Source organism: Vibrio hannami (assembly GCF_029589055.1).
In the GTDB taxonomy this organism is placed as follows: Bacteria; Pseudomonadota; Gammaproteobacteria; order Enterobacterales; family Vibrionaceae; genus Vibrio; species Vibrio hannami.
Map to the genome: position 1 here is coordinate 99,438 of NZ_JARQZP010000007.1, position 23,785 is coordinate 123,222.

Here is a 23,785-nt window from a genome sequence, read left to right on the forward strand (position 1 = left end):
GCTGTACTAAGCGCAGCCAGATTCCGATATTCATTCTTGGTTAGGATCCTAACGTGGAATACGTAGTGATGAATGTGGTTGCTGTGAGGCTAGGGAAACCGAAGCACTAATCGTAGCCAGATTCCGATGTGTATTTTCGGTTAGGATCCTAACTCGGAATTTGTAGTGATGAATTCGGTTGCTATGAGGCTTGGGAAATAGAATCACTAATCGCGGCCAGACTCCGATGCTCATTCTCGGTTAGGATCCTAACCGAGAATTCATAGTGATGAATATGTGGTTCTTTGAGGAGAGAAATCGCAACACTAATAGCCCAGAATCTGATCTTTTTCATTTTTAGGTAGAAGTTTAACTAATTATTATTTTTCTAATTTAATAATTAAAAAACAAACGGTTTTTATTTAATAATTAAATGTTAATGTGATTTTTAAAATAGTGATTAAAGGTCCTTTACAAAGAGAATATTACTTGATAAATATAATAGTCATTGAATTTATCTATATATATCAAGAGGGTTGTCGATATGTCTCAAGTTTTGGTTTATTCTAAACGTAATCGTGAAATGAGTTATCTATCTGCAAGAGAAGAACGTGAAACTAAGCCAAATAGATTTCAAGTCGTTTATAATGATATTTCGGATGAAGAAGCATTACGTAGAGCAAACTCTATTAATTTAGATGAAAAGAACAATGTTCCTCAAGTTCGTTTAAAAAGACAACCTATTAAGGAAGAGAAAGAATGCCGAGTGCCTGGCTTGTATGGTTGTAACCGTTATAAGTCAAGAAAAAATGAGACATTCAACGTGTTCTAACGTTGTTCTTTTTTTGCACAACGTTAAAGCCTATGGACTTGTATCAGGCAAGTGATAAAAGCCTTAAAAATTCCGTCATTAAAGCAGGTGGCAAGAGAATTTGCCAAGATTGGCAATCAATGTGCCAATGCTGGCATTGAAAGTGTCAGTAGTGGCAGAAGAATTTTTTCAATAATTTAATCTTTCTTCGTCATAAACTTCCTTTTTTAAAAGGTCAACCTTATATTAGAATTATAACTTTATAATAGTTATAACAGTTATAATAGTTATATCATGAAAAATTAAATAAATAAAATTTAATTTTTATGTTGGATTTTAATGTCAAGGTGTTTTTAAACTGAATTTGTTTTTAATTATATATAAATAACTTTAGAGTAATGATATTTGCCTATGCGTATTAATTTATTTACTCGATTTTTATTAAGGCAAAGGTGGTTTGCCAAAATTATTGACTAGTCAACTTTAGCGAGATGTAAACACCCCTGTAGTATCAACAAACATCCATTTTCTGATACCAGACGGGAATGAAGTGTTTGCGGTCTCATAAAGTAGGGTTCGGATTTTTATGACACCTAACAGGTTGATGATACCAATTGTGATGCCAAAAGGAGTGAGTAGTGAATAGTATTGGACGGACATTCGCTTATTGTCGTGTATCGACTAGTGAGCAAACTGTGTCAAATCAGATCTTAGCTATCAGAAATGCTGGCTACGATATTCAAGAACACCGAATTGTACATGAAACAGTTTCTGGTAGTGTGCCTGCAACAGAACGACGTGAGTTCAAAATGTTGATTGAGCATAAACTAGAGCCAGGGGACAAACTAGTTGTACTTAAGCTTGATCGACTTGGAAGAGATAACATCGATGTTCAGCATACGATCAGTATGCTGTTAGAAAAAGGTGTTACACCAATTTCTCTGGATCTGCCGACCGCTGATCTAAGCTCGGCGGAGGGACGATTGATGCTGCAAATGTTCTCAGCATTTGCTGAATTTGAGCGAAACCGTATTCGAGAGCGAACATTGGAAGGGCAGGCCAGAGCTAAATCTGAGGGTAAGCGGATTGGGCGACCAGAAGCCATCAGTACAACTCAAAAAGTTCAAGAATGTAGATCAAGGGGACTGAGCCAATCTAAGACAGCAAATGCTCTAGGCATCTCCGTCCCCACGGTTAAGCGGCATTGGAACAAGCGGCTAACTGAAAGAGTTCAATGAGAACAATGTTCCATGATACCGAGAGGCGGAGATCTACCAGTCAGTAGTAGTTATCAGCTAAGAGGTTTAAACGATATTGTAAGAACCTTGTTCTCGCTAGCTTATCGAATAATACCAAGTTCTCTCGCCGACATTCAGTAGAAGTCTTATCTTTCGCTAGTTTTGAGTAAGCTGCTAATTGATGTCTGATAATCATATCGAGAATGAACTGCTCTTTACTCAGAACAATGTTCTTATGGTAACCCTAAAATAGTAAAGATTGGTTATTTGAATAATCAATAAAAAACAGAAGCATAATAAATATGTTATAATTACTGGTATCCGTCTCGTTATTTGCTTATTTCGTCTTGAAGCCGTTGCCATAGAGGCTTCAATTGTCTTTTGATACTTTTTGAGTTCATAATCTTGGCTGCTCGGTAGCCGTATGAGAGGAAGTTTCTTCTTCCTCTGTAAGAATACAGGCGATGGAGCTTTCTCTTGTAAAGCTGATTCTGTTCTGGTTCGCCTTTACTTTTACGTATTCTGTTCTCTTTCTCCATCGTTTTCTTGGCCAATTTAACACCGCCTTTCATTTTTTCTGAGTAGCGAGCGAGGGCTGTAGAACGAAGAAAGATAGAATGTCCATCGAATAAGAAACCTAGATATTGAAGCGGTTTCTGTTTGCCAAATTCGTCAAATGAGCAAAGTTGTCCATTATGGAATTTAAAATCTCTGATTTCTGTTTTATCGCTGTTTATCTGTACCTTTAGTGCTGTAATTTTACTATTAGCCAGCTTCTCAACAGTATCTCGATACTCTGATGGAACAATAAACAGCATATCGTCACAATATCTAAAGTACTTTCCTCCGATAGAGTCAACATAATTCTTCATGTGTTTATCAAATGAGAACATGTAGATGTTAGAAAGTAATGCGCTGATTGGAGAGCCTTGAGGAATGCCCATAGCACCATTTGGGTTTGGGTTTATCAAACCAGAACCACGAACTTTTTCTCTGAATTCAAGTGGGGTACAGACGCGATTTCTTCCATTCGCTTTTTGGTTGTATTGAGATATACCAAACGTTTTGAAAAGCTCACCTCGTTCGACAGTCGAAAACTTGGTTAGAGATCGAAAAACGTTGTAGTGATCTTTTGGAAGGTGTTTGACTTGGAGTAGTTTACTCCATTCTTCTTTTAGAATTCGATGGTCAAGAGTGTTAAAAAACTTAGAAAAATCGAGAGCGATAACTGAACACTCTTTCATTTTACGTATGTAATTAAAAGCATCGTCCGCGAAATGGATATTACTTTTTCCATCAAGCTTTCTAAATGCTAAAACCGATTCATGTAGTCCTGATTTTTCAACTTTTTGTTCGTATAAATTAGATAGTTGATTAGCGTAGTAAGCATAAATATGGCTATCTATATGAGAAGAGTATGCTACCTCTCTTGGCTTTGGCTTGCGGTAAAGTTTACCCGTAGAAGTATCTCTATCAAGTTTAGTTAGCTGGAAACTGTAGGAGATAAAAGGGAAAAATGCGTGCCTAGCAACAGATGTTGTACTCGTTACGATCTTTTCTGCTTTTGTTCCAGATACAGGTACATCAAAGTGAAGGTAATTTCGTTTTGTATACCAGAGTGGAGCGGACATCTTTTTCATACTTTGAGCGCACAAGTTCTAGCAAAACCCAAGAGGAGTGGACATGCGGCCTTTCCGTATATCCCCTTGGGCTTTAACTAACTGGCCTAACCAATCATCTGGCCCCGAAAGGCACTCGCCGCGATCTATTAGAAATGATGTATAATGTAATCTGCGATGGAGACTATATGATGATAATCGTACACCTCATGACAATGTTGTTGTCTTGGCTCAGCAAGCGCAACGGTATTGACAATCTGTCACAAACCTCCACGCCTTTCGCGTGAAGCTCCGACAGCATATTGATTTTTATATATGCAATCAAGTCTTTATTGGTGTCTTATTTCTCATCACTTGCTGCTTTATGTTTCTTGTGTGGTTAGACTTTCTCAGTCGCCTTTGCTTGAAAATGAGCTTGAAATTTCCTATCCACTCTAATTTTCATAACAGAGAACAATGTTCTCTGAGTAACGAGTTGAGTAACAGGGTATTGGTGAGCTGGCTATTGATACTGCGAGAACACTGTTCTCGCTCAAATTATCAAAATCTAAAGATTGAGTATTTGATTAACAAATAAAAAATGCTTCGAGGAGAACTATGTTCTACTCAAAGCTTGTTACTTGAGACTTTGACTAACAGAATCAGTCTACTTTCTCTACAACCATGCCACTTTGCTCTGCAAAGTGAATCAATCGAGTGATATTGCTGAGGCTCCACTGGTTGGTGATGGCTATCACTTCATCGTTAGGCAACGTAATCAGCGCGTCTTCATAGCTGTGGAAGCGGCGAATTCTACCTTGAGGGATTTCATCCGCTAGGATGGCAATGCGTCGTCTTACTGGTTCGTTAAATGCGTTGAGCACATCATTCAGGCTTTGCGGCTGATGCTTCTCAATCCAGTCAGTGACTAACGCTAGGGCTAGGTGACGCTTTTTATAGGTATGACCGTTATAGCGATACTCTGAGTAATCTTTTTCGCCTTTTTGAACGCTTGTGCGCTGCTCGGCACGCTTCTCGCGGAACTTCACCTGGTACTCTTCTACCTCGGGTACAGGGATGATCTGTTCTGCATTGATCAATACATCTTCTTTGTAGCGATAGGGCGTGAGGCGCACACAACTGATATCGATACCTTTATCACGCAGCCACAAGACAGAGGTGGTTAGTTCTTTACCGAAGTCTGCTGATGCTAGAACGATTCGAACATCGTTACCAAAGTCATCCAGGCTGTTTTCATCCAGATCGACAAACTCCAGAATTGCTTCGCGGGCATCAATCTCTTGGCCTTCTTTCTTCAGGTACTGGGCATAGTAGTCACATGCTTTATCGAACGTCATGGTAGAGATCATCGCGGCATAGCGTAGCGCTTGCAGCTCCATATGCGCACCGATTTCATCCCGCTTAAGCTCGATGACGACTAAGTTGGCATTCTTGTCGATGGCTAACAAGTCAATACGGCGACGGCTGTCTTCCCAGTCAGAAAATTCCTCTGATATCACCACGCAATCAGGGGCGATGGCATCAATACAGCCTTTCAGCGCTTCTTGCAAATCGTGCCGTTCTTGCAGCCCTTCGGCTGCAAAGGTGGTCGGTGTCAGTGCGGTGAGGTTTTTATTGGCGATATTGTACAGGCTCATAGTTACACCGCTTGTTCGATCACACTATCAGTAAATTGGAAATGTGCATGCTTTCCTTTTTCTAAAGAAAGTTTGAGCTTATCGCATAGATCAATTAGCTCCTCTACTTTCTTCGCAATCAGAGTCTGTTCTCTAATGGGGGGAGTGGGATTGGTGCCATTTTCAACTTGTCTTGAGATATGTTCATTTGACTTTCTGCCATGCCAGATTTAGATGATTCCAGATACTCTGAAGTAGCCCCCGCGTTTAGACACAGCGAAACGAAGTTGTTAGACATCCCAAGTTCTATTAGGTGAAAGCGAATAATTTTATCTGAGATCATAAGCTTAGGCCTTGTGGTTTGAACCAAGCAAGAGACTCCTACTCTGTTTTTGGGGCCTGCTCTAGTAATCAAAATATCTCCATTCTTTACCTCATATTGAGGTCGAGGTTCCTTGGAGGAGCTGAGAACTTTATTTTCATATTCTCTATACTCCATATTCTGAACGGCAGTTGTTTTAAGTACACCCCAAGTTTCGTGGTTTGGAGATGCCTCTGGTGGACAAGCTGGACTCCAACCAGCATCCATTTCACTAATTAATGAGTTCAAGTGACACCACTCCCACCCACTCGGCAGTTCAAACGGCTTTTCATCTTCAGAGATCGGTGGCAGCGCTTTTTGCTTTTTGATTTTCTTCTCTTTGACTAACTGTGCTTTTTCTTCCGCAATTCTTTTCAGTAACTCAGCAGCAGGTTCATCACTTGGATCTTGTGGAACCAGCTTACCCATCACCGCCAGTTGTAGGATGGTTTGCTTAAGCTGGTCGATGCTTTCTTCAGTGGTGAATAGGGTATCGAAATGCTCACTGATTCGCGCCCAGCTTTGCATTAACTCGTCAGCATCGGCAGAGTTGGTGAGTGTATCCAACAGTGTTGTTACCAGCACTTGATGCGCTTCAATACTGGCTTCGGTTTGTTGCTCTAGTTGGTCGCAGAGCGCCATTAGCTCATCGACTTTGGCGACGATGCGGTGTTGCTCGTCGGAAGGGGGATACAAACTACTAGCGCGTTAGCTTCATTTCTATTTAAGCCTGGTTTTATACCCTTTCCGAGTGAGTCTAACCCTAAAGTTTGTAAATGTAGAAAACAATACTTAAGGCTTATACCTACAGGTGGTATTAAGCTATAGGCTACATCTGTAACCCAGCAAGGTTGGTCACTTAAATTAATTGCACCCGCAGATCCTTTACGGCCGATAACGAGACAAGGGCTACCAACAGAAAAAAGATTGTGAGTCCCTACAGAACCATTAGAACCATAGACTAAAAATTCACCACTTTCAGTACGTTTTGCTTTTGGGAGATTATCCCCATAAACCAAGCTATAAATATCACCAAAATAACAAGCTTGCCAACCTTCTGGTAAAGCAAACGTTATATCTTGTTTTTTAATAGCAGGGAGCTTTTTGGGCTTTGTAATTTTTTTTTCTTTAATTAACTGCGTTTTTTCCTCTGAAATCCGTTGAAGTAAAAAAGATGCAGGTTCATCGTTTGGGTTTTGAGGAACGAGTTTGCCGCGAACTGCTAGTTCTAAAATTAGCTCACGCAACTTCTTAACACCGTAAAGCTCCAGTTTCTTGCTGCTACCACGACCAGAGGTCGATCTGGCCTTAACTGCTGAAGTCCAAATATCAATATGTTCGGTAATTAGGTTCTCTACAGCCATTATTGCTCACCACCTTGCTTTTTATCTTGAATGGTAGAGCTAAGAGCATCACCGAGAATGCCTTTTAGTTGGTCACGCAGTGCTTTAATGTCTTGTTGCTGCTGCTGATAGTTCGCCAGTAACTCTTCAGGGTCATGGCTGACGACTTCGTCCTGATACGGGTTTTTAATATCAAGGTTAAAGTTGCGCTCGATAATATCTTCAATCGACACTTTCCAAGCTTGCTTGGTCTCGATGCGACTAGCGAATCCATCTGCCTCGTTACCCCACCAATCGATCTCTTGCTGGAATTCTTCAAACTTCATCGGTTTGGTTTTGCTGTAGTTCTTCACGCCTTCTGGGTAAGGGTGCTCATAGAACCACACTTCTTTGGTCGGTTGGCCTTTGGTAAAGAACAGAATGTTGGTCTTAATACCTGTGTATGGATTGAACACGCCATTAGGTAAGCGAACAATCGTGTGCAGGTTACACTCTTCCGCCAGCATCTTTTTGATTTTGGTTTTTACGCCTTCACCAAACAAGGTGCCATCAGGCAACACCACACCAGCGCGACCATCTTTATCCAATACTTCGACAATAAGCTGCAAGAACAGATCGGCGGTTTCACGAGTTTGCATTTCGGCAGGGAAGTTCTTTTCAATCCCGTCCTCTTCGGTGCCGCCAAACGGTGGGTTAGTCGCAATCACGTTGATATTGCTATCCCAACTTGAAAGCGGTTTATTGAGCGTGTTGCCGTGCTTAATCTGCACAGGGACTTCGATGCCGTGGAGCATCATATTGGTGATACACAGCAAGTGTGGTAGTTGTTTCTTCTCTACACCATGGATTTGCTTTTGCAGCGTTTGGTGGTCGGCTGCGCTTGTCACGTAGTTCTCTTTCACGTGATCGAACGAGCAAGCCAGGAATCCGCCCGTACCGCAGGCGGGATCCATAATTTGTTCGCCTAGCTTTGGATCCAGTCTGTTTACGATAAAACGGGTTACTGCACGAGGGGTATAGAACTCACCCGCATTACCTGCGCTTTGTAGGTCGCGTAGGATTTGCTCGTAGATATCACCAAACAGGTGACGTTCTTTAGAGTCAGTAAAGTCGATTTCGTTGAGCTTGTTAATCACTTGGCGCAGCAGTGTGCCATTTTTCATGTAGTTGAAGGCATCACTAAAGGCTTCTTTCACCACAAAACCGCGTGGGTTGGTGTCTTTCGGCGCAGTAAGGTTTTTTAACGTCGGGAATAGGTCATCATTGATGAATTCCAGCAGCTCATCACCCGTAATACCTTGGTTATCTGCCGCCCAGTTGCGCCATAGGTACTTCGCTGGGATGGGTTCGCGGTAATCATCTAACTCGAACTCTAGTTCTTCCTCTTGAGCATCAAACACTTTAAGGAATAAAAGCCACGACATTTGGCCTAGACGCTGAGCGTCACCATCAACACCCGCATCTTTACGCATGATGTCTTGAATAGACTTGATAACTGAACTGATTGACATGGAGTTCTACTACTAACTGACTGAAAAATTGGGGCTGATTATAGCAGAATTGATATGAAAAACGTGAATTAGTGCATATGCAAAAGGGTGGTTATTTATGATTCAATAAACAATAATCAAGTGAATATAAAATTAATAAATTGATCACTAGGTTGTCTAGGTTTCATGAAAATAGAATGCCCACATTGTCAGACCGACAATGATATCGAGTTTGCGGAAAATATTGCTTGTAAAAAGTGTGAGAAGAGCTTCAAAGGTTTCAAGTTCAGCAAACGTAAACTTGTGTCCGCGAGTACCGCTTTGTTCGTTGGCGCGATCGGTGGATACAAGGTTAACGCTGCTTTAGATGAAGAGCGTTACCCACTCGAAGTGGAGTATGCCATCGTTGATACCTGCATAAACTCAGCAAAGAATATGGTGTCGGTAAGTTGGTATGAAAGTAAGCGAGAAACGTGTTTATGCGCTCTTGCAGAAACGGAAAAGTCTGTACCGTATTCAGACTATAAATCGGATCAACAGTTGTTTTTAAGCAATTTTAAGTTGAACGCCAAAGGGTGTTCATAGATAGGAAATGAGGCAGTGATGACTGCCTCATAATATTGCTAACGTTTAGGTGTATTACCACGACCTTTGCCAGAAGGCTCGCCAGTTTTACTTGGGTAGTTAGGATTTTCTTTGCTCATGTTTATCTCCTTACTTACCTTGTTTTTGGTTGTGGGCGGCAGCGCGTTGGGCACGGCCTGTAAAAGTGCCTTTTTCGACTTTTCCGCCATTATTCTTCGCTTCATGTGATTGAATGCGAGCAGCGGCTTCTGGGGTCATTGGTGCTTTGTTTTTAGACATAATATTTTCCTTTTCGTTTATGAATGCTTGTCTCCGCTGAGACCATTGCATAGTAACTAGTAGGGTAGGGACAAATGGGGACAGCCCAAAAACACAAGCAAATTCGAACCATGATGGATGCGTTAGGTTGGAGCTATAAGCAACTGGCCGATGTTCTTTATGAGGAACTACAATGCTCTGAGTTCGAACATTTAGAAAATGCTTCCCCTGAGGAAATTCGTAAGTTTAGAGAGTCTCTCAAGAAGCAGTTACAAAGGGACTCTACACCAGAGAGTCGGCTTGAACAGTACGTGAAAATCATTTCGGATCACCCAGATTTTGTTGCATTGGGGTTGGATGTCGTGGTTCCAAAATACGTTAACCATAAATGCTTGAATGAGGATTCGCTTGCAGGTTTAGCAGAGATATCCAGTTGGCTGGATGAAGATAAGAGCCGTTAAAGACGGATGCGTTTGACGTAGAAATATTTTTTCTGACTTTTACTAATAAATTATCGTTATTAAGAGGAGCGCAGGATGTACAAGGGGCATTGGTATGATGTTGTCGGGAAAGAGAGGACAGATCTCCGTGCAATGAGTCTAGACTTCGATTCATTAAAGTTGGCTGTCGATGAAGCAATGAGTGTTTTGCCTGATACACGACTAATCGTAATGAATGAGAATTTAGGCTGGGGTCTTATCTCTATCGAGGAAACCAAGAGGATGCTCATTTGTAAGGATTAGAAGGTGACAAGCTAAGATAAACTTTGTTGCTTTCCTCACTGTTTGATTTATAAGCAGTTAGTATCATAAAGTGTCTTTGATACTAAAGAGGTGCTTTGCATGACATGCAGTTGTTGTAATAAACGTTTGAACGTAGGGATGATACACAAAAGAGATCCCCATACAGGCCAAAAATTTAAGTCCTGCCCTCACTGTTCCGATGCGAATGGAGGAGAGCACGTTTTTCATCCATATCCATCGTCCTTTGGTAAAACACCTGCTAGAGTGACAGCTCGAAACCCTGAAGGATACCAAAGCTACTGTATAGATTGTCGTCACCTGGATAAAGGAGTGCAGTCTCAAACCTATATGAATGGGAAAACATGCAGTAGTCTTATCGAATAGGACTCTGATGAACTTATTTCAAGAAGATGCAGTAAAATGGTTGTCAACGCTCGATGCTGCGAGCGTTGATCTATTAATCACCGACCCTCCCTATGAGTCTTTAGAAAAACACCGAAAAATTGGGACAACCACTCGGCTTAAGGTGAGCAAGGCGTCAAGCAATCAATGGTTTAAGATCTTCCCTAACGATAGATTTGAAGCGTTACTCAGTGAGGTCTATCGTGTGCTCAAGAACCACTCCCACTTCTACCTATTCTGTGATCAAGAAACGATGTTTGTCATTAAGCCGATAGCGGAGAAAGTCGGCTTCAAATTCTGGAAACCTATTGTATGGGACAAAGTGAGTATTGGTATGGGCTACCACTACCGTGCTCGGCACGAATTCATACTGTTTTTTGAAAAGGGTAAGAGGAAGCTCAATGATTTGAGCATACCTGACATACTGACCCATAAACGAGTCTATAGAGGGTATCCAACTGAAAAGCCAGTAAGTCTCTTGGAAGTTCTGGTCGCTCAAAGTAGCAGAGAAGGCGAGCTAGTTGTTGATCCGTTTTTTGGCTCTGGCTCGACCTTGGTTGCGGCTAACAACTTGAATCGTCAGTTCAAAGGAAACGATATTTCCTCATCTGCCCATGAGCATATTCGTCAGCGTTCGGATTTTTGAACCTAAAAGGCGAATACAGTTAACGGCTACCTGAAGGTAGCCGAGTAGCAATGCTAGATTTGTTATGACACAGGCATTCCCAGCGACGAGAGTGGGCATCCTGGTACTTGAGGGAATTGTTCTATAAGGTTATTGACGTCATCAAACCAGCAAGAACTTGGGCCAATTTGTTCAATTAAAAACCACATGACACGGATCACGCCGTATAGACGAGACAGCGTATTACCGTTTTCCTTTATGTCTTCGAAAGACTCGTGAGATGTTACTTTTAAAACTTTAGAGGATTGTTGGTTCCATATCCTAGTATGGTGAGCGCATCGGTTACGTAGAATGTTCATTTCCATAAGCCAGGCTCGTAATACATCGGTTTCAGTTTTATCTTCGATTCCTAATCTTGAGCAGATGCGCTGGCGATATTGATCTTTGAGCATACCGTAATACTTGGACATTGTTCCAAAGTCCCAAGCTTCGATAACAACCCAAAAGGGCATTTCTTTCTCGTTCTTTTTGTGCCAAACAATACAGTCTTCTTGGCTTCTTTCAATGAGTTTACTGTGTTTGTTTTGCCACTCTTCCCAAAGGCTTGGCCTATGTCCTCGCTTCTTGAGAAATTTGCCATTGATGTAATCAGAATCTTTCCAAGCTAATGGTTCAGGAATATCCTCCCCCGTACCTGGCTGTTTCTTTTTGCCTCGGCCTAACTCATGTGCGATGACTGAACGGACAAATATCTCTATGCGCTCAAGGCCATCAAGCATTGCTAAGCGGAGTTTTTTATCAAAAAGGTAAAGATTGAACACTTGGTCAAACTTAGTGCCTTGTTGAAAGTGGTTGAGTCGCTTTGGGCGTTTTAAGTGTTCGCACTGGATGGGTTGATATGATTCGTCTCGTTCGATAACTCTTGCTGGATACCAAAAACCACTCAGTCGGTAATATCCCACTTGTGCGAGCTTTCTTATAGCTCTTTCACGATTGTCTATCACCATGTCTCTTTCGATGAGAATATCGATGAGTTCCTCATAGTGCTTAAACTGCTTAGGTGGGGTTAGTGGCATCCAGTGTCCTTGATTTTCCTTGCTGTAAAAACGAGAACGCCCAGCCTTGATTCCAAAGTCATCTCGAAAGATAACTTCAGAAACAGGGGACTGGGCACTATTGCGGTGAAGTATTGTCTATCTGATGTGTATAGTCAATGTGAAATAGTTCACATAAATCTTCTACACAAGTAGTATTTAAACACCAAAATACAATATCTATGCTCTTTATGGTCATTGTTTTCTATATATAGTGTATTAGGTGATTGTTCAATTTGTGACGAAAATCTTATGCAGATTGATAAATCTCAGCTTCCAATTCAGAAATCGCTTCTAAGTATTGCTCTCTACCACCAAAGCACTTTTTGACGATTTCAGCAGGGCGTCCCATCTCGTCAAAAGGCTTAACTTTGAGTACATGAATATTTTCAATCTCTTGAACGCCTTTGTCTGCGTACTTGTCCAGTAGGTTGTTCAACACCTGCTGAGCCGTTTCACCGTACTTAGTGAAGTAGTTGCGCTTTTTGACGTTGTCAGCGCGTTCTTTTCTGGTGAGTGCTGGTTGGTCATACACGACATGACAAATCATGTCGAATGGATCGAGATCTTTGCCGACTTCCAGCTCTAACGCTTCCCAGATGATGCCTTCCTCTGCCAGTTCATCAATGATTGCTTGCTTTTTATCGGCATCTTGCCAGCGCTTAACGAAGTCATCCATTGAGGTGAACTGTTTTGCCATCGTCTTGCGGGTATAGTCTTTGAACGATTCGGTTACGAGTTTACCGTCGGAATCGTAGTATTGAACACGTTCGGCAATGGCTTTCACCGTTACACCGTTGACATGGAACTTTCTAACTCGATTTTCATCCTGCCAATCATCATCGGAATTGCTACCGTCAGAAGGAGATGAACCTGAGTCGTATGGAGCTTCTGATTCATGGATGCTTTCAGGGTCAATATCTTCCCCTTCAAATGGATTATGTTGTTCAAGTTCATCCTCACCATCGATGATCTCATCGAGTCCTTCATCGGTTTCGAAGTCTTCGGGTCTTGTTTCTTTAACTCGCTCGGGGACACCATCAAAGCGCTCATCAGCGAACAGTTCAGTCGCCTTTTTGAAGTCGAGAATGGTAAACCATAGCTTTCCGTAACGATCATCGATACGAGTACCGCGACCGATAATCTGCTTAAACTTGGTCATCGACTGAATGCCCTGGTCAAGAACAACCAGTTTGCAAGTTTTTGCATCGACACCTGTTGTCATAAGTTCTGAGGTGGTTGCGATAACAGGGTAAGCCTTTTTGGGGCTGATGAAGTTATCAAGCTGAGCTTTGCCGATTTCATCATCACCAGTAATTTTCATTACGTATTTTTCATTTTTAGCAACTTGCTCAGGGTTGCAATTGATTAGTGCTCGTCGCATACGTTCTGCATGGTCAATGTCATTGCAGAAAACAATGGTCTTCGCCATCGGGTCGGTGCGCTTGAGGTAGCTGGTGATGGTCTGTGCAACCAGTTCTGTTCGCTCATCAATGACCATAGTTCTGTCGAAGTCTTTCTGGTTATAGATCCTGTCTTCGATAACTTCACCATGTTTATCGACTTGTCCTTTGGTTGGTCGCCAACCTTGTAAATCTACATCGATGTCCACACGCACAACTTTGTATGGGGCTAAGAAACCGTCTTCAATTCCTTGTTTTAGAGAGTAGGTATAAATGGCATCGCCAAAGTACTCGGTGTTAGACACGATATCGGTTTCTTTTGGTGTCGCGGTTAGCCCTATTTGAGTCGCAGAACCGAAATACTCAAGAATCTCGCGCCATGCGCTGTCCTCAGCGGCACTGCCACGATGGCACTCGTCAACGACAATAAGGTCAAAGAAATCAGGATCGACCTGTTTGTATGCTTTTTGGTGCTCTTCTGGGCCAGTCAGAGCTTGATACAGAGCTAGGTGGATTTCGTAAGCGGGATCGACTGTTCGACCAGTGACTTTGGTCATAGCGGTGCCAAACGGCTGGAAGTCGTTGGTCTTAGTTTGATCGACCAGAATGTTTCTGTCCGCTAGAAATAGGATGCGTTTTTTGGCTCGGGACTTCCATAGTCGCCAAATAATCTGGAAAGCAGTGTAAGTTTTGCCCGTACCTGTTGCCATAACCAAGAGTACACGGTTTTGTCCTGCTGCGACCGCTTCCACGGTTTTGTTTATCGCTTGTAGCTGATAGTAGCGCGGAGACTTTCCGCTACCGTCATCATGGTAATCTTGAGTAATGACTGGAAGGTGCTCGGCTTTGTATCCTTTCCAAACGCAGTACTTGTCCCATAGTTGCTGAGGTGTCGGAAAATCTTCAAGTCGAATTTCAGTTTCGAGTTGAGCTGGGTTGGTTTTGTCGTGGAAGATAAAACCGTCGCCATTTGAGGCAAAGACAAAAGGGACTTCAAGTAGGCTGGCGTAATCTAGACCTTGTTGCATACCTTTGCCGATTTCATGCTTATTCGCTTTTGCTTCGACAACGGCTAGAGGCATGCTCGGTTTATGGTAAAGGACGATGTCCGCAGACTTAACCTTTTTCCTCGCTGCTGCCTGACCACGAACAATGACCTTACCGTCACGCAGTTTAACCTCTTGACGGATTTGAGACATATCATCCCATCCTGCATCTTTGATAGCGGGAAGAATGAATTTCGTGATGATGTCGGTTTCAGATAGCTTTGATTTATTGATTGTCGATTCCATGCGATTAGCCAGCTCAGTACAAATGCATTTCATGACTATACCAAAGGATGCATAAAAGCAGAAAAGATACTGACTTATCAGTGAAGTGGGTAACGGTATGCATGAAATACCAGATGCTATTCGTGGAAATAGTTATCCCGTTATGCAATAGCATAACGGGAAGTCAGTTAAGCAACGATATCTAGAGACTCGGTACTTAATCTAGTGTAGCTACGCGCCCTTTGAGTCAGAGAGATTTTCGCTTTATTTGTTGTTCCGCTAAATCTACCGATTTCAAAACCCAGAGACTTCATGAGTTGCCCAAAATACAGCATCTTTTTATTTGTCGTGCTGTTTTCGTTGAGTGATAGTGGGATGTGAGTATCTTTGTGCAGTGTCCAATTGACTAAGTCCCGATTTTCGATCATCAGATTAACAAACCCCAAAATCTGCTCCCTATGGATCATGATAGAAGGTGATTGAGAATTAAGCTGGTGTCCGTTGAACAGACCCTCATTGATTAAATTCGCCAAGCGGCGATATGTTGAGTACTTGCTGTTATCTTCGTTTGGCGCTGGAACAGAAAATAGCTTGTCGAAGAGCTTTCTGTTCTTAGAAAACAGGAAATGAAACTCGACATCCTCTTTCGTGACTTCAGTCAAATGATAGTAGCTTTTGATTGTATGCTTCGAGATGGCTGCGTTGTCACTGGCTGTGCGCTTATCAGCCATCATAAGCCGCTTCACGTCATGCTGGGTTAAATCGACAGATTGCATAATGGCGTTGACCAACGCCTCTCTGTAAGCTTTTAAATATTGCTTGTTCGTTTTAGACCCACAGCTCTGTGAGTACACTGAGGATGGTAGCGGATCAACATGAAAGCCGAGTTCCTTCAATGTTAGCCATAGATGTAGCCCCAGAGGTGCGGTGAACTGTGATTTCACGTTACCGAATGCAATCTCTAGGTGGTCTGTTGGCGCTGAGTGAATATTCGCATTGTAGACTCTTGCCCTTGTCGGGCGGCAGAAGAAGTCTTGATGGGCATCTACGGTGAAACAAATCTCCTTTGCTTTACGGAATCGACGTGCGAAGTTAACTAGTTCAAATGGATTTAGTGTTTTGTCACAGAATACGACAACTCTATTGGCAAAGTTTTTGACGATTGAGAAGCCTGACCCTAGACAGGGAGAAGCGATAATCGCTTTGTATTTGGAGATTTCTTCATTCGGGTTAGCCAGAAAAGCACGTTGTGCGTCCATTCCTTTATTCTCCCCGTGAATGACTAGCACACCGTCGTTTAGAGCCGCAGTCTCACTATCTAAACCTTGTTTGTCCTCATAACCAAGTTGTTTAACTACTCCTCGAAGTGTCACTAGCGAGTCAAAGAGAAACACCTTGTCCTCCAACAATTTGGACTTGAGATCATCCTGACTATAAAGATACTGATTTTTATCTGTGATAACTGCTTCAATTCCCAGATATGGGTTTTTGTCGCACTGGATTAAAGTCACGTCACCTCGTAAATCCTTCAAGAAGCCTAAACTAATATCGGAAAGATCAGCATCGCCCACAATGACTTGTGGAATGGAGCGAATAATCTCAGACAAGCAATGAAAGACGCGTTGTTTAGGCATTTGTAGTGAATGCTCCGAACACACGACAGTTGAAATTACTTTCTCAAACTCATCAATAATCAAGGTATCAGCATTGTGGCAATATGCTTGGATATGTGCTTTCCACACACTATTGACGACTAATCCCATCGCTTTCGACTGTTCAAGCTGAGTTAAGTTTTGAGTGGTATAGCTGACCGCATGATTTTGAATGCAGTATTGTTCTACTAAAGCCATCAGGTGAGAAAGATATACCACGGATTTATTGTTTTGCTCAGCTAGCTGAGTAATAGGGCCAAAGACGTGTTTCGTTTTACCAGTCCCTGTTGCAGATTTAATCGCAAGGGTTCGCTCATTGGCTAGCGCTTCACACACTTCTGGACAGTCGAGAGTTGAAGTACGGATTGTTTTCGTCGGCGTTCTAAGCTTCATAAAATCTTGAACTGACGAATGATAGTGGTGTAGCTGTAGTTCAAGGCAATCTAAAACTTTACTTAGGAAATTATTGTCTTTGTGAAGATAGAAACGGTAAGTTCTCAAGCATGATTTAGCATCGGAACAGATCAGAGGAATTGTACGGACTAGTTTTTTAGCTAGCCAGTCAATGATTTCGTCACCCCGCATGCCGCAATTCGTCAACTGATAGCAAAGAGATAGATACTGGATTGTATCGTTGTAGTCTTTCAGACTGTAGAGTCGCTTTGATGCTAAATCATAAAGATCACACCTAGCGTCGCGATAATTAATCATCATGAAATCTACAGCTTGAGCAGGGAGCTTTTTTGAATCAATGATTAACTTGATGTTATTGAAGCCAGCATCACGGTAATAGCGGATAACTTCAGCCAGGTTGTTTTTGTCGTTGCGAACAGCAACGACCCTGTACTTGTCATGATCGAAGCTTAGAGACTCGCCGCTAAGAATAGCGACTGAGCAGGACTCTGTTGAACGAACCAGTGTATGTTCTGAGGCTTGAGATTGCGCGATAACGTTCATTTATTCTTATTTCCAGTAGAACGTAAAAGTGCAAAGTTTCTAAGTAATATATATAACTAAAGAACTCTGCACTTTTACCAGCATGCTAAAGCATGCAGTAAACAATTGATTTATTTGTGCTTAGTGAGAGTTTTTAGTTATGCGGCTAGTGCATAGAGACTGTTGTCGAAAAGAGACTGTCTTTGCTCAACAAGATGAGAAACGGTTTGCTGTAGATCTTTGCCCAATGCCATGGCTGCGATAATTGCATCGACTTCATGAGATAAGAAACCAACAGAGTTTGCACCAAGTGGAATTGACGGTGGGAAAGTTCCATCATTGATTTTGCGATGGAGAGTCGCTCTTGAGAATGGAACGCGCTGTAGAACGTCAGATTTACGTACGATTTTTAGAAGAGGAGTTGTATTTACAGACATAACGATAACCTACATTAATTCATGTCTAGTACTAACTTTATATTCCAATACTTACACTGATCCACGGAAGTTTATTATCAGTGAAGGAACACCTAGATGGGACTGGAGCCTATTGGGTTACAGACTCATTCCTTAACAATTAAAGGAAGGTATTCGTATGTAATGGAATAGTGAAGTCTTCAAAAAAGGCTCCGAAAGTTAAGTTAATACCAAAACAATAAACAAATAGTTAAACCGAAGTTTAACGGGAATAAGTTACGTTGCCGCGTAGCGGACTTTAAATGTCTGTTTCCTATGTGAAAATTAAATATTTAAACGCGATTTAAAATAATGCGGGCGATTCTCATCGTCAATACAAAATTACCCGCATCTCACTAAAATTGTGATATTTGTCACTTAAATTTTTGGTTTTGCTATAGTATTGGCGTTTTTAGAAGCATCAAGTATGAAATTACTCCACCAATCCATGATCTTTCGTCGCTCTTCCAGATATTCAGCGTTGTTGTAGATGTCACGGATTGTGTTCTTGTCTACGTGTGCCAGACACAGCTCAATAGCATCTTTGTTGAAGCCCTGTTCGTTGAGCGCTGTACTGCCGATGGAACGCATACCGTGACTTACCAGCTTTCCTTTCATTCCAGCACGTTTAAGTGCGGCGTTGACGCTCTGGCTGTTCATGTGCTGATCAACTGATGTTGAACTAGGGAATACATAGCGTTGTCCGTATGAGATGGGCTTCATAAAGTTTAAAAGTTGAATCGAAGCGTCCGAAAGAGGGATTTTGTGATCGCGCTTCATTTTCATTTTATCTTTGCTAATGACCCAAAGTTTGTTTTCGAAATCAATTTCACTCCATTCAGCGGCAGCACACTCAACGGGACGGGTCAGAGTGTGGAGTTGGAATTCAAAAGCGCAGCGGGTAGCAAGCTTGATATTGGCTAACGACATCGCTTGCATTAGATCACTAAGTTCATTTGGTCTGATAGTGCTCATATGATCAGTTTTTGGCTTCTTAAATATTTGCTTTATCCCAATCAATGGGTTGGACTGAATCTTTCCGCAATTCGCCGCGTAGTTCATCACTTCATTTATTCGCTGACATACTCGCTTAACTGTCTCTAATGCGCCCTTTGCTTCTACAGGTCGTAGGACTTGAATCACAATTGGGGCAGTTAGCTCACTTATCGGCATGTTACCGAGGTTGGGAAAGATATGTAGCTCTAGAGATCGCCAGATATCGTTGGCATAGTCTTCGGAAACGTCATGCTTTTTTACTTCAAACCATTCTTCGGCAACTGATTTCAGAGTTGATGACTGAGCTATCTGTGCGGTAATGAGTTGGTTATCTCTGTGAGTTTTCGGATCAATACCTTCAGCGACATGTTGGCGCATTTCTCTTGTTTTCTCTCTCGCAGATGCGAGAGTAATGTCAGGAAAAGCACCAAGGCTGATGTTCTTGCGTTTTTTAGTTACTGGGTGGATGTAGTTGAAAATCCAAAGTTTTGCGCCATTCGGCTTTATACGTAAGTACAGACCGTTGCCATCGGCAAGCGAATATTCTTTTTCTAAGGGCTTAGCTTTGGTTACTTGAGTTGGTGATAAGGGCTTGATTTGCTTAGCCATTTTAATGGTTCCTTTCTGATGTAACACCAATTTGTGTTGTTATTGGTTAGTGTTACGCAGAATGTTACTAAATGACTGAGATTAAGTGAATCTCGATGAGACGCCCTGAACCACTTAAAGCTAGATGGGACAAGGGTTTAGAAAAGAAAACGGGACGTCCTGAGACGTCCCGTTACTAGTGATTGGTGGAGCTGGCGGGAGTTGAACCCGCGTCCGAAAACCATTCATCTTTGGTACTACATGCTTAGTCGATCTTTAAATTCACCAAGTACCTGCGAACCGACACGCTAGTAAATGACTATCCTGAATTAAACTTCGCCGTTCATCTCTCAGGCGGGAGAATCCGGGCTAGCTCGTTTGGGTTTGATCTCTCGTTGGTCCCCGTCTTACAAGCGGAAGCTAGGGCGAGAGAGCTCTCAGCAGGTTATTAAGCTGCTAGTGCGTAGTTTTCGTCGTTTGCGACTATTTTTTTGCGGCTTTTTACGTGGCCAACCGCCCCACGACATGCACCTCAGACTGCAAAATTCCCGTCGAATCCTAGATCAGCCCCGAGATAGAACGAGCATGGTACCAGAAAACTTAATGCTGTCTAGCACTTGCTGGTTCAGTTGATTAAGTTTAACGCAATTTGCTCTTCATAATCCGAGCTTTATCGCGCGCCCAATCTTTCTCTTTCAAATCAGTTCGTTTGTCGTGAAGCTTTTTACCCTTCGCAACACCGATTTTGATTTTTACCCAGGAGCGGGACCAGTAAAGAGAAAGTGCGGTTAGCGTCATACCTTCACGGTTCACACGACCGAATAGGTTATCCAACTCTCTTCTATTTAATAATAGCTTACGCACGCGGGTAGGGTTAGCTACAACGTGTGTTGATGCCTGATTCAGAGGAGTGATGGTAATACCACTAACAAAGGCTTCGCCATCACGTATGTAGACGTAACTTTCAGCAATGTTAGCTTTACCCTGGCGGAGAGATTTAACTTCCCAACCCTGAAGTTCTAACCCAGCTTCGATTTCATCATCAATGAAGTATTCGTGACGAGCTTTTTTATTTAGCGCTATGGTATTGCTACCAGCTTTGGTTTTTGATTTTTTCTTTGCCATAATGGCGTCATTATACGGATCGTCTCCTTGTTGGGAAATCCTTATTTGTTGAATTAGATAATATATTACGAAGAAAAGAGAGAAAGTATGCCCCAAGTCAGGCGCTCGGCTCTTGTTTCATACAGTGCAGAGCAGATGTATGATCTGGTAAACGATGTATCAAGATATCCAGAATTTTTGCCTGGTTGTTCAGGTTCCAAAATACTGAAATCAGATGACAATCAGATGATAGCGTCTGTAGATGTTGCCAAAGCCGGAATCAAAAAAACCTTTACCACCTCAAATACGTTAGAGAGTAGCTCTGCAATTTTGATGGAGTTAGTGGACGGGCCTTTTAAGTCTTTAAAAGGTGGTTGGTATTTCACTGAGCTTGATGAAGCTGCCTGTAAGGTAGAACTCAAGCTGGATTTTGAATTTTCCAGTAAGTTGGTTGAAATGGCATTTGGTAAGGTATTCAGCGAGCTGACAAATAATATGGTAAGTGCATTTACCAATCGTGCGAAACAGGTGTACTAATGAGTATTGAATCGGACATGATCCATGTAGAAGTTGTTTATGCATTACCTCATGAGCAAAGAGTGCTTACGCAAGTAGTAGACAAAAACTCAACAGTTGAAGAGATCATTAATCAGTCCGGGGTATTAGATATGTACCCTGAGATAGATTTGAGTAAAAACAAAGTGGGTATATTTAGCCGCAATGTTAGGCTTGATGCCAAAGTAAGAGATAAAGATCGTATCGAGATCTATAGACCTCTGTTGGCTGATCCAAAGGAGATTAGACGTAAGCGAGCAGAGCAAGCTAAAGCCTCAGGGAAGGCAGATCCCGTGACAGGTGGAAAGCCAAACGAACTGAGGAAAAAATAGGGCTATAAAGCCCTATTTTTCTGGATTCGATAATTACTTCAGGCGATTACTAGTTCAGACTTTCAAAAAAACCGACTCCTGGTGGAAAATCTCCCTCCAGGTTTAAAAGGCGACCATCTTCATTAAAGTGCACAAATAGGTTCTTTTGAATGGAGTCGTTGTGACCTTCAGTATGGTGATAGATGTAGTACCAGGTATTTGGATAACCATTTTCGATTAACATAGGCGAGCCAAGTACATATCTTACCTGCTCTTTACTCATGCCAAACTTTAATTGATCTACTGCTTGTTGTTCTACGTAGTTACCCTGGTTGATATCAATTCGGTAAACAAGCTTTTCTGCCAATGAGCAGCCGGTCATCATCGTAATAGACAGTGGGACTACTACTAACCACTTTTTTAATTGCATAATTGGTACTTCTGTATCTATGTATTTCGCTAAGCTCGCAAGATAATAAACAAGCAGAGCCGATATGTAAAAGGGACTTTACCTGTGACCGCAAAATTCGAGTTTTGTTGCAATTAGGGTCTCAAATAAAGTTAGCCCACAAAAGTAGATGTTCATTTTGTGGGCTAGATAACATTTATGTCAATTATGAAATTAGGCGGCTAATAATTCTCTAGCGTTTGCCAGGGTTGAATCTGTAATTTCACTACCGCCCAGAAGTCGAGCAAGCTCAGATACTCTTTGTTCGTTATCGAGTGGTTTCATCTGGGTTTCAGTTTTACCTGCTTTAGTTTGTTTTGCTACGAATAACTGTTGGTGCCCGCAACCTGCAACTTGCGGTAGGTGAGTTACGCAAAGAACCTGAGTGGATTCTCCTAGCTTGCGCAGCATTTTGCCGACGACTGCAGCTGTTGGCCCACTGATACCAACATCTACCTCATCAAAAATCAGGCTTGGAGTATCGACTTTCTGCGCTGTGATTACCTGGATAGCCAGAGATATACGCGACAATTCACCGCCTGAAGCAACCTTAGCGATAGGCTGCATTGGCTGACCTGGGTTAGTTGAAACAATAAAGGTAACCTGATCAATACCTAGTGGCGATGCATGTTTTTCATCACGCGAAATATCGATACAGAACTTCGCTTTTTCCATGCTCAGTTCATGCATACTTTTGCTAATCAGCTTATCCAGTTCTTTACCATAGCGGCTTCTCGATTTACTTAGCTTTTCTGCACCGGAAAGGAATCTTGCATGTTTCTTTTCTGCTTCTTCGGCAAGTGCATCCAGTTTTTCATCGGAACAATCTAACTCTTCAATCTGCTTTAACAGATCCTGGTGATGGCTATAAAGCTCTTCTGGCATGACATGATGTTTTCGGGAAATCGACATGATTTTAGAGAAGCGCTCTTCTACAAATGCCATTCTTTCTGGGTCTACATCAATAGAGTCCAGATAACTACGAAGTTCATTGTTTGTCTCTTCAATCTGAATCAGAGCCTCTTCTAGCATTCCCGGAAGAGTTGCAAGTTTAGGATCCAGTTCAGCGAGTTTGATCAATGAGGTAGAGGCAGTTTGCAATATGCCCAAAGCATTAACTTCTTCACCTTCATATATCAGTTCAATAGCTTGCTGGCAGTTAGTTGCGAGCTCGCCACTGTTAGCAAGTCTTTTATGCTCTTGCTCAAGCTCAACAAACTCGCCCTCTGCAATTGCCAGCTCATTCAGCTCTTTTATCTGATATTCGAGCAGTTGCTTTTGAGCTTCATTTTCTTGGCTGTTTTGGCGCAGCTCTTTCAGTTTATTTTCAGCTTGTCGCCATGTTTGGTAATGCTGTTGAGTTTTGCTGATCAAATCTCCGTGACCAGCGTACTGATCCAACATTGAAAGCTGATATTCGCTCTTCATTAACTGGTGGTGTGCGTGCTGCCCGTGAATGTTTATTAGCTTTTGCCCTAAAGACTTTAGTTGAGAAAGAGGAACTGGGCTTCCGTTAATAAAGGCTCTGGAACGGCCATCTTTGGTGATGATGCGCCGAAGAATACACTCGCTACCATCCAGAAGTTCGTTATCTTCCAGCCAGCGAGTTGCGTGAATATTGTTATCCAGTAAAAATGCTGCACAAACCTCAGTCTTATCTTCACCCTGACGTACCATTCCAGCTTCTGCTCGACCACCAAGGCAAAGCCCAAGCGCATCGATAGCAATAGATTTACCAGCACCAGTTTCACCGGTGATGGTTGTCATACCTTGTGAAAGTTCAAGTTGAAGTGACTTAACAATGGCGAAGTTATTTACACTTAAGTGAGCCAGCATTTTCAGATACCTGTATAACCAAACATTACTGTATAAGAAAACAGTATATACTGTTTCTTTATACAG

The 23,785-nt window shown here is 42.1% G+C and carries 20 protein-coding genes, 1 other RNA gene and 1 pseudogene; 8 read left to right on the plus strand and 14 right to left on the minus strand.

The window, feature by feature from the left end:
- The first annotated feature begins 523 nt into the window (after positions 1-523).
- Both P7F88_RS14790 and P7F88_RS14795 read left to right on the plus strand, forming a co-directional pair.
- Positions 524-811, plus strand: a complete 288-nt coding sequence (locus P7F88_RS14790; RefSeq protein WP_030000947.1) for a hypothetical protein — start codon at positions 524-526, stop codon at positions 809-811.
- Between the two features lie 626 nt (positions 812-1,437).
- Positions 1,438-2,028, plus strand: a complete 591-nt coding sequence (locus P7F88_RS14795; RefSeq protein WP_025506639.1) for a recombinase family protein — start codon at positions 1,438-1,440, stop codon at positions 2,026-2,028.
- 329 nt (positions 2,029-2,357) lie between these two features.
- Here the strand turns inward: P7F88_RS14795 and drt2 are convergent, their stop codons facing one another.
- The 4 genes and pseudogenes from drt2 to P7F88_RS14820 all read right to left on the minus strand — a co-directional run bounded on the left by drt2 (position 2,358) and on the right by P7F88_RS14820 (position 8,478).
- Positions 2,358-3,659, minus strand: coding sequence for an antiviral reverse transcriptase Drt2 (drt2, locus tag P7F88_RS14800; protein ID WP_235428437.1), 1,302 nt, complete (start codon positions 3,657-3,659; stop codon positions 2,358-2,360).
- A gap of 629 nt (positions 3,660-4,288) precedes the next feature.
- Entirely contained in the window at positions 4,289-5,284 is a 996-nt protein-coding gene (locus P7F88_RS14805; RefSeq protein ID WP_277825950.1) for a PDDEXK family nuclease, read from the minus strand.
- 577 nt (positions 5,285-5,861) lie between these two features.
- Positions 5,862-6,988 (minus strand): annotated as a pseudogene (locus tag P7F88_RS26455) (restriction endonuclease subunit S); the annotation flags it as partial.
- On the minus strand, positions 6,988-8,478 hold the full coding sequence (locus P7F88_RS14820; RefSeq protein ID WP_277825954.1) for an N-6 DNA methylase: 1,491 nt from the start codon (positions 8,476-8,478) through the stop codon (positions 6,988-6,990). The gene P7F88_RS14820 and the pseudogene P7F88_RS26455, both read right to left, overlap by 1 nt.
- A gap of 165 nt (positions 8,479-8,643) precedes the next feature.
- Between P7F88_RS14820 and P7F88_RS14825 the strand changes: the two genes are divergently transcribed.
- Complete coding sequence (locus tag P7F88_RS14825; RefSeq protein WP_237306662.1) at positions 8,644-9,042, plus strand: hypothetical protein; 399 nt, start codon at positions 8,644-8,646, stop codon at positions 9,040-9,042.
- 129 nt (positions 9,043-9,171) lie between these two features.
- On the opposite strand, the gene P7F88_RS14830 is transcribed toward P7F88_RS14825, so the two are convergent.
- A complete protein-coding gene (locus P7F88_RS14830) occupies positions 9,172-9,321 on the minus strand; it encodes a hypothetical protein (RefSeq protein WP_277825956.1) in 150 nt (49 codons plus the stop codon).
- Between the two features lie 74 nt (positions 9,322-9,395).
- Between P7F88_RS14830 and P7F88_RS14835 the strand changes: the two genes are divergently transcribed.
- The 3 genes from P7F88_RS14835 (at position 9,396) to P7F88_RS14845 (ending at position 11,091) form a co-directional block, all read left to right on the plus strand.
- Positions 9,396-9,761 carry an elongation factor Ts gene (locus P7F88_RS14835; RefSeq protein ID WP_277825958.1) on the plus strand — a complete coding sequence of 122 codons (366 nt, stop codon included), beginning with the start codon at positions 9,396-9,398 and terminating at the stop codon, positions 9,759-9,761.
- Positions 9,762-9,836: 75 nt separating this feature from the next.
- Positions 9,837-10,043, plus strand: a complete 207-nt coding sequence (locus P7F88_RS14840; RefSeq protein ID WP_062866013.1) for a hypothetical protein — start codon at positions 9,837-9,839, stop codon at positions 10,041-10,043.
- 391 nt (positions 10,044-10,434) lie between these two features.
- Positions 10,435-11,091 (plus strand): DNA-methyltransferase, encoded by a 657-nt coding sequence (locus tag P7F88_RS14845; protein ID WP_258669066.1) that lies wholly within the window; start codon positions 10,435-10,437, stop codon positions 11,089-11,091.
- A 62-nt stretch (positions 11,092-11,153) separates the two neighbouring features.
- Here the strand turns inward: P7F88_RS14845 and P7F88_RS14850 are convergent, their stop codons facing one another.
- From P7F88_RS14850 to smpB, 7 genes are all read right to left on the minus strand, one after another.
- Positions 11,154-12,146, minus strand: coding sequence for an Abi family protein (locus P7F88_RS14850; protein WP_222771446.1), 993 nt, complete (start codon positions 12,144-12,146; stop codon positions 11,154-11,156).
- Between the two features lie 268 nt (positions 12,147-12,414).
- Positions 12,415-14,859, minus strand: coding sequence for an EcoAI/FtnUII family type I restriction enzme subunit R (gene hsdR, locus P7F88_RS14855; protein ID WP_222771447.1), 2,445 nt, complete (start codon positions 14,857-14,859; stop codon positions 12,415-12,417).
- Positions 14,860-15,026: 167 nt separating this feature from the next.
- Complete coding sequence (locus P7F88_RS14860) at positions 15,027-17,447, minus strand: DEAD/DEAH box helicase (RefSeq protein WP_222771448.1); 2,421 nt, start codon at positions 17,445-17,447, stop codon at positions 15,027-15,029.
- Between the two features lie 137 nt (positions 17,448-17,584).
- Complete coding sequence (locus tag P7F88_RS14865; protein WP_000115789.1) at positions 17,585-17,863, minus strand: helix-turn-helix transcriptional regulator; 279 nt, start codon at positions 17,861-17,863, stop codon at positions 17,585-17,587.
- Between the two features lie 396 nt (positions 17,864-18,259).
- Positions 18,260-19,486: an integrase domain-containing protein gene (locus tag P7F88_RS14870; protein WP_001964156.1), complete on the minus strand. Its 1,227-nt coding sequence runs from the start codon at positions 19,484-19,486 to the stop codon at positions 18,260-18,262.
- Positions 19,487-19,669: 183 nt separating this feature from the next.
- Positions 19,670-20,036: a transfer-messenger RNA gene (gene ssrA, locus P7F88_RS14875) on the minus strand.
- Positions 20,037-20,104: 68 nt separating this feature from the next.
- Positions 20,105-20,590, minus strand: coding sequence for an SsrA-binding protein SmpB (smpB, locus tag P7F88_RS14880; protein WP_277825962.1), 486 nt, complete (start codon positions 20,588-20,590; stop codon positions 20,105-20,107).
- A gap of 87 nt (positions 20,591-20,677) precedes the next feature.
- On the opposite strand from smpB, the gene P7F88_RS14885 reads away from it, so the two are divergent.
- Both P7F88_RS14885 and P7F88_RS14890 read left to right on the plus strand, forming a co-directional pair.
- Positions 20,678-21,106, plus strand: a complete 429-nt coding sequence (locus tag P7F88_RS14885; protein ID WP_277825964.1) for an SRPBCC family protein — start codon at positions 20,678-20,680, stop codon at positions 21,104-21,106.
- A complete protein-coding gene (locus tag P7F88_RS14890) occupies positions 21,106-21,456 on the plus strand; it encodes an RnfH family protein (RefSeq protein WP_277825966.1) in 351 nt (116 codons plus the stop codon). Before P7F88_RS14885 ends, P7F88_RS14890 begins: the two co-directional genes overlap by 1 nt.
- Before the next feature lie 49 nt (positions 21,457-21,505).
- Here P7F88_RS14890 and bamE read toward each other — a convergent pair whose 3' ends face one another.
- Positions 21,506-21,865 carry an outer membrane protein assembly factor BamE gene (gene bamE / locus P7F88_RS14895; RefSeq protein ID WP_277825968.1) on the minus strand — a complete coding sequence of 120 codons (360 nt, stop codon included), beginning with the start codon at positions 21,863-21,865 and terminating at the stop codon, positions 21,506-21,508.
- Positions 21,866-22,057: 192 nt separating this feature from the next.
- Positions 22,058-23,719 (minus strand): DNA repair protein RecN, encoded by a 1,662-nt coding sequence (gene recN / locus P7F88_RS14900; RefSeq protein WP_277825970.1) that lies wholly within the window; start codon positions 23,717-23,719, stop codon positions 22,058-22,060.
- Between the last annotated feature and the right edge of the window lie 66 nt (positions 23,720-23,785).

Coding starts and splice junctions, on each gene's coding strand:
- P7F88_RS14790 (WP_030000947.1), top strand. CDS start 524: ATGTCTCAAGTTTTGGTTTATTCTAAACGTAATCGTGAAATGAGTTAT.
- P7F88_RS14845 (WP_258669066.1), top strand. CDS start 10,435: ATGAACTTATTTCAAGAAGATGCAGTAAAATGGTTGTCAACGCTCGAT.
- recN (WP_277825970.1), bottom strand. CDS start 23,719: ATGCTGGCTCACTTAAGTGTAAATAACTTCGCCATTGTTAAGTCACTT.
- P7F88_RS14870 (WP_001964156.1), bottom strand. CDS start 19,486: ATGGCTAAGCAAATCAAGCCCTTATCACCAACTCAAGTAACCAAAGCT.
- drt2 (WP_235428437.1), bottom strand. CDS start 3,659: ATGTCCGCTCCACTCTGGTATACAAAACGAAATTACCTTCACTTTGAT.
- smpB (WP_277825962.1), bottom strand. CDS start 20,590: ATGGCAAAGAAAAAATCAAAAACCAAAGCTGGTAGCAATACCATAGCG.
- hsdR (WP_222771447.1), bottom strand. CDS start 14,859: ATGGAATCGACAATCAATAAATCAAAGCTATCTGAAACCGACATCATC.
- P7F88_RS14835 (WP_277825958.1), top strand. CDS start 9,396: ATGGGGACAGCCCAAAAACACAAGCAAATTCGAACCATGATGGATGCG.
- P7F88_RS14805 (WP_277825950.1), bottom strand. CDS start 5,284: ATGAGCCTGTACAATATCGCCAATAAAAACCTCACCGCACTGACACCG.
- bamE (WP_277825968.1), bottom strand. CDS start 21,865: ATGCAATTAAAAAAGTGGTTAGTAGTAGTCCCACTGTCTATTACGATG.
- P7F88_RS14840 (WP_062866013.1), top strand. CDS start 9,837: ATGTACAAGGGGCATTGGTATGATGTTGTCGGGAAAGAGAGGACAGAT.
- P7F88_RS14830 (WP_277825956.1), bottom strand. CDS start 9,321: ATGTCTAAAAACAAAGCACCAATGACCCCAGAAGCCGCTGCTCGCATT.
- P7F88_RS14885 (WP_277825964.1), top strand. CDS start 20,678: ATGCCCCAAGTCAGGCGCTCGGCTCTTGTTTCATACAGTGCAGAGCAG.
- P7F88_RS14865 (WP_000115789.1), bottom strand. CDS start 17,863: ATGTCTGTAAATACAACTCCTCTTCTAAAAATCGTACGTAAATCTGAC.
- P7F88_RS14820 (WP_277825954.1), bottom strand. CDS start 8,478: ATGTCAATCAGTTCAGTTATCAAGTCTATTCAAGACATCATGCGTAAA.
- P7F88_RS14860 (WP_222771448.1), bottom strand. CDS start 17,447: ATGAACGTTATCGCGCAATCTCAAGCCTCAGAACATACACTGGTTCGT.
- P7F88_RS14890 (WP_277825966.1), top strand. CDS start 21,106: ATGAGTATTGAATCGGACATGATCCATGTAGAAGTTGTTTATGCATTA.
- P7F88_RS14850 (WP_222771446.1), bottom strand. CDS start 12,146: ATGCCACTAACCCCACCTAAGCAGTTTAAGCACTATGAGGAACTCATC.
- P7F88_RS14825 (WP_237306662.1), top strand. CDS start 8,644: ATGAAAATAGAATGCCCACATTGTCAGACCGACAATGATATCGAGTTT.